The sequence below is a fragment of the Paenibacillus sp. 1_12 genome (assembly GCF_900114475.1).
GTDB lineage: Bacteria > Bacillota > Bacilli > Paenibacillales > NBRC-103111 > Paenibacillus_S.
This window is the reverse complement of the sequence record NZ_FOTE01000056.1, coordinates 1-5196: the sequence shown is the minus strand read 5'-3', so window position 1 is coordinate 5196 and position 5196 is coordinate 1. Positions and strand designations below refer to the sequence as shown.

Sequence of the window (5196 nt, the reverse complement as noted above, 5' to 3'; positions counted from 1 at the left end):
CTTCCGCTGTAGGTCGTTAAACCATCGGCCGAATGTTTCAAATCCTTCCCTGGTGTTAGAAAACTTGAGATGACGCGTGCTAAGAACAATGCCTCGAAAATTTGTCGCCTGTGCAACATGGAATTCCTTCGCGATGTCGATGCCAACCACTAAGTGAGATGTAGTAATTCTTTCTATTCGTTGATTTTGTCCGTCAGATTGCTTAAACTTCATAGTAAGAGCGCCTCCCTGATGGTATTGGGTTTCGAACCCGTGGACAACCCCATCATACCGAGGTGCTTCTTTTTTGGCAAAGGTCATTTCTTAAGCCCTACAGGAAGGTTCAATAAACCAAAAGGGGAACTGCCGTCAAGCAAGCTCTTCCACTATCGTTCTTCGTTAGCAGAACGTTACTACCATACAGAAAGTCTTGTTAGCCCGTCATTTTCATTTGTTACGAAATGGACATTTTCGTATCCATTTAATAGCGACGCTGTCACCAGGGGCAAATGTCCAGCGACACCAATATAGCCTCTTTGCTTTTGTGTCGCCTTACGCTAAGTTGGTCTAGTCCAGAAGAAGCATGCTGATTTTTGCTCACTCTCTATAATGTTTCGCCTGGTCGATTAGTTATCTTGTACTTGATCCAGAAAAAAAGTATGAATGGTAACGCTGTATTCGAAGCGATATAAAACAATAGCGACGGCAAGCCCGTGAGCGGCACATACTCAGCACCTTTAAGCTGAATTAACAATTGATCACCAATAGGACCGTCAGAGAAGATGATTGCCGATGTTGCATTCCAACCAAAATGGCTGCCTACTGCGATCGCCATGGAACCAGATTTTGAGTACGCATACGCCCATACCAGTCCCATCACAAAAGTAGTTGCAAACATCAAGATCATGACAGGGATATTGCCGAACAAACCATACGAGAACCAATGATAAGCCCCAAACGCGGCTGCCGAAAGAACAATTCCCAATCGAACACCCAACCAGCGGATCAGTATGACAAGAAGTGCACCTCGAAATAGCAGCTCTTCAAACCAAACAGACTTAAAACTCCACCAACTAGCGGAGAAAAAATTAGACCATTGATAGCCTGAGTTTACTTCCCAGCCCGCTGACGTAACCACAGACTCTGTCCATTTGACAACCACACAAACGAACAGTCCAATCAGTAAAGCAAATCCAAATTGCCTTAGGCGCAGACCAATGGGATTGAACCCCAGTACAGACAATTGCTGCCTAACCGTGAAGCGAAGCAAAAGCCATGACAACAGTAAAATCACAATAATGCCTAACATTACAAATCTCCTCCCTCTTTATCTATCAATTTATTCTCGCATGATTGTTTTTTTTGAGCTCAAGAATTTGCAAACCGACGTAATAAACAAACTTACAACATTATGTCAACTCAGTTGAGTCTAACATCCTCTTAAGATCTAGTGTCCGATGACACAAATCCCCTCAATGTCGACACAATTATCACACCATTGTATTCTATTTAATTTTTGACACATTGAGGGTAGATTTGTGTCAAATCAATATTGTCAGGCTAAAAGAACTTACACTGATTACAGCGGTCGCGGCTTCTTGAAAATAAAGAACTGAGCACTGTTAGAGACTGAGATCCGTTTGCTTTCCTCTGTGGTTATTCGAAGAGTAATTTTAGCTATCAAAGATTAGCCGTCATACATAGCCCAATATTTATCCAATTCTTGCTGCAGCATGGTATCAAGATCACCGGTTCCTTCTTTAACTCCGACTTCGACTAACATAATAGCACGCGACAAAGGCCCACTAGTTCCCCTGCTGCCGCCGCCCACTCCAAGTTCGGGCAACCACTCGTATTGAGAATACCAACGTTCTGCATAATCCTTCGTGCCGCCTGCATTTTTAACAATATAAACCCGATGCAAGATTTGAGCGTCGTCCCGGTAATCGTAATAGAAATAACCCTTTTCCGAAAGGGTATCCGTAATATTCATGTCTTCTCCATTTACCGTTAAGACCAGCCGTCCAAACGACGATTCCTTAACCAACCACTCACCTTTAATCCCGTCAGTACCTACAGAAACGCCATCGTCATTGATTTGAAGCATGATACTACTGCCACTGGCGAAGAAAATTTTGTTCATCTGATTTTTAATGATCGAAACAACTTTACCGTCTATGGCCGCATATGCCGTTGCAGATACAACAACCATCAAAAAACACGCTGTCAAGGATGCCAGCAGTCTGCGCCGAATAGGTGAGCGGCTTCTGATTGGCTGCTGTACATTTTTCTGCGCGGAAATCGCTTTCCACATTTTATCTTTCTGTCCTTCGGTTGGCGTTAAAGCGTCAAACACGTCATTAATAGGATTGTTCATATTGCCCCTCCCGCTAAATGAAATTTTAATCGTTTACGTCCCGTAGCCAATTGGGTTTGGATGGTGCTTTCTTTATGTCCCAGCAAGTTTGAAATTTCTTTGACGGAGTAATCCTCAAAGTAGTAGAGATATAAGACGATTTTGTACTTATCCGGCAAGGATAGAAGTTGTTCAAGCACTTCTCCCGATTGGGCACGATCATCCCGGCAAGGTAGCTCTGGCAGAACCTCTAAATGTACATGGCGGGTATTCCAAAAGCTTTTTAAAATATCCTTGCAATGGTTTTTCGTTGCAACAATCAGCCATGCTCTTTCATGGTCGCGGCCAGAAAAGGATTTATCGGGCTGTACTAATTTTAGAAATATAGATTGAACCGCATCTTCTGCATCAGCGGCATTTTTCAAATACATGTAGCAGAGTCTATAGACCATATCTACATTTCGTATATAGATTTCGCCCAATTCTTTATCTGTACGCAGTAAAGAATCCTTTTCCATCTCATCACCTCCACATATAACACGATTGGAACTAGTGAAATATCTTATCTTGATTAAAAAAATTACAAAACCAAATGCGGTGGATTCAATGGTCGTATTCAAGAGCGCTGAAAAACCGAACATCGCGGCGATTCATTTTAACACGGATTGCTTCCCAGTAATTTTTTCGTATTTAGTGCTGGGTTTGATTGGAAGTGGCTGTATTCATAGAAAGTGGTTTCATCTTAATTTGCGTATATGTTTGTTAACCGCTGTTCAGCGGCAAGAAAACATCCGTATCTGGGGGTAGTTTTGTGTCATTCGCATAATTTGAGGGCATATTTGTGTCGTATACGAAAACATCCGAAGAGCAGCTTAAGGCTCTTACCGAAAGCAAAATCTGGCAAGGACTTCCGGCCGTTAATAACGGCAATGTCATTCCGCTGGATTACAAAACGCACTTCTACTTTGATGCGAAATCCATTCTTGGCCAGATAGATACCTTGACGGAGACGATGCTGGAGCAGACAAGTAAATAAGTTTACTAAGGAAACCACAGGATGCATGACAGGAATGTCATACCTTGCGGTTTCTTTTATAAGATTCGCTTCTGATTCCAGAAGTAGAGTATAGTAAGAGTAGTTGAAAATATATTCTAGGAGGCTACAGCCATGTCACAGGAGATTTGGATTAACCTGCCGGTCAAAGATGTTGAGAGGTCAACTGCCTTTTTCAATGAGATTGGATTCCATGCGGTGAGCGTTGGTAACGAGAGAGCCAAGCTTGCCATAGGCCAAACAACGATTCTGCTGTTCCCGGATGAGGCGTTTGAGAAATTTACAGGTTCAAAAACCGCAGATACTTCCCATAGCGCAGAAGTAATTTTTTCCATTGGCGCTGAAAGCAGAGAAGAAGTAGATGCCTTTATTCAAAAAGTAGAGTTTGCCGGAGGAAGCATCTTTGGCAAGCCTAGTGAAAATGACGGCTGGATGTACGGCGCAGGATTTGCCGACCTAGACGGTCACCGCTGGAACCTGTTATACATGGATGAGAGCAAAATGCCGAAACGCTAATATGGAAACGCCGGTCACCTGCTTAAGGTCACCGGCGTTTTTTTTACACCCCGTATAATCTCATATCTGTCATTCAAATCAAGATAGTTGCATAGAAGGAAAAATTCGTGGGTTAAACTAATACAAATCACCTTGGTTAGCCAGTGTTAATTTATTGGTCTTACATAAACTATATTAACACATATTGGAACTATCCTGCCCGTTGAATGAACAAAAAGAGGAGTTGCCAAGAGGTAAGCTCCTTTCAATATCGTACCCGTTTAGTGGAACACCTTATGAAGCATCAAAACTTCGTTAGTGTTGTAGGGAGAGAGGGTGCCGATCGACTGCCCCTTCGGAGTTGAACTATCGTACCCGTTAGTTGCGGAATTCTTGTATCCTCTTTCCCTGTTCTATTCGAACAGAGAAAATTCCCTCAGTATATTCATTAATCACTTTATTCCAAAATAACTGTGCGGGAACATTTTTCTCCATTTGGAACACTTTCCATTGTCCCTTATGTACATCAAATATTTTTATGGCTACTTCTTTACCAAACCCTAATCTTCGATATTTCTTCATTATGAAAAACTCTGCAATTGAAAAATGAGGTTTTTTATCTTCAAGTTCGATGTATCTAACCAATACAAATCCTACATGTTTCCCCTCATGTTTAATTAAATAAGGGAGTCGATTATTTTCATCAACACAATAATTGTCTAAATATGGATATTTTCCATGCAACCCATTTTCTTTAACATCAGAATCTATAAATTCGGAAAAATCATAGAAATAAAATTGCATTAAATTTTGAAGTATCTCTTTCTCTTCTTAGGGGACTTTGACTATCTGGAGCTCCACTGTAAATGCACCTTCTTTCTTTATTCATTTTTCTTAAGGTAATGCTAGCACTTACCACAAACATGCAGAAGATAAAAATCAGTTATTATTAAATTCTACTGCCCGTCCCTCGGTTTTAATGGTTTATCTAACGTATACTCACTCATTCGCAGGATTTCATCACCTTGATAATAACAACTGCTAAAAAAACAAAGTCCCGTGGTTAAAATTCTTTCATTTAAAGCGTGCGGGAACAGAGGAGCCGTAAAATTCATTCCCCTAAATTTCATTTTACTGCACGCATATTCCACGAATACCTGGAAGTTTACCATCCCATGGCTCTACGGGTCTAAGCCCTAACATTCCATCGTTATACTTTTCCAAGTTGTGGAGACCGATTGCGTTTAGCGGACGGGTCAAAGCCCTTTTCGGGCAGGAACTCGGTTCTCCGTGCTTTCTTTGTAAAATCCTG

6 protein-coding genes and 1 pseudogene are annotated in these 5196 nt (G+C 41.5%); 2 read left to right on the top strand and 5 right to left on the bottom strand.

Annotated elements, in window-relative coordinates; translation table 11 throughout:
* The 4 genes and pseudogenes from BM210_RS35500 to BM210_RS34030 all read right to left on the bottom strand — a co-directional run.
* Positions 1-213 (bottom strand): annotated as a pseudogene (locus BM210_RS35500) (IS110 family transposase); the annotation flags it as partial.
* A gap of 370 nt (positions 214-583) precedes the next feature.
* A complete protein-coding gene (locus tag BM210_RS34040) occupies positions 584-1288 on the bottom strand; it encodes a CPBP family intramembrane glutamic endopeptidase (protein ID WP_091177094.1) in 705 nt (234 codons plus the stop codon).
* A gap of 378 nt (positions 1289-1666) precedes the next feature.
* Positions 1667-2356 (bottom strand): hypothetical protein, encoded by a 690-nt coding sequence (locus tag BM210_RS34035; protein WP_091177093.1) that lies wholly within the window; start codon positions 2354-2356, stop codon positions 1667-1669.
* Entirely contained in the window at positions 2353-2853 is a 501-nt protein-coding gene (locus BM210_RS34030; RefSeq protein WP_256224228.1) for an RNA polymerase sigma factor, read from the bottom strand. The genes BM210_RS34035 and BM210_RS34030 overlap by 4 nt, the downstream gene beginning before the upstream one ends.
* Positions 2854-3176: 323 nt before the next feature.
* Here BM210_RS34030 and BM210_RS34020 point away from each other — a divergent pair, with 323 nt between their 5' ends.
* Both BM210_RS34020 and BM210_RS34015 read left to right on the top strand, forming a co-directional pair.
* Positions 3177-3371 carry a hypothetical protein gene (locus BM210_RS34020; protein WP_091177091.1) on the top strand — a complete coding sequence of 65 codons (195 nt, stop codon included), beginning with the start codon at positions 3177-3179 and terminating at the stop codon, positions 3369-3371.
* Positions 3372-3503: 132 nt separating this feature from the next.
* On the top strand, positions 3504-3905 hold the full coding sequence (locus BM210_RS34015) for a VOC family protein (RefSeq protein ID WP_091177090.1): 402 nt from the start codon (positions 3504-3506) through the stop codon (positions 3903-3905).
* Between the two features lie 357 nt (positions 3906-4262).
* Here BM210_RS34015 and BM210_RS34010 read toward each other — a convergent pair whose 3' ends face one another.
* The gene (locus tag BM210_RS34010) at positions 4263-4688 is read right to left on the bottom strand and encodes a GNAT family N-acetyltransferase (protein ID WP_256224227.1); all 426 of its coding nucleotides are present in this window, start codon (positions 4686-4688) and stop codon (positions 4263-4265) included.
* Between the last annotated feature and the right edge of the window lie 508 nt (positions 4689-5196).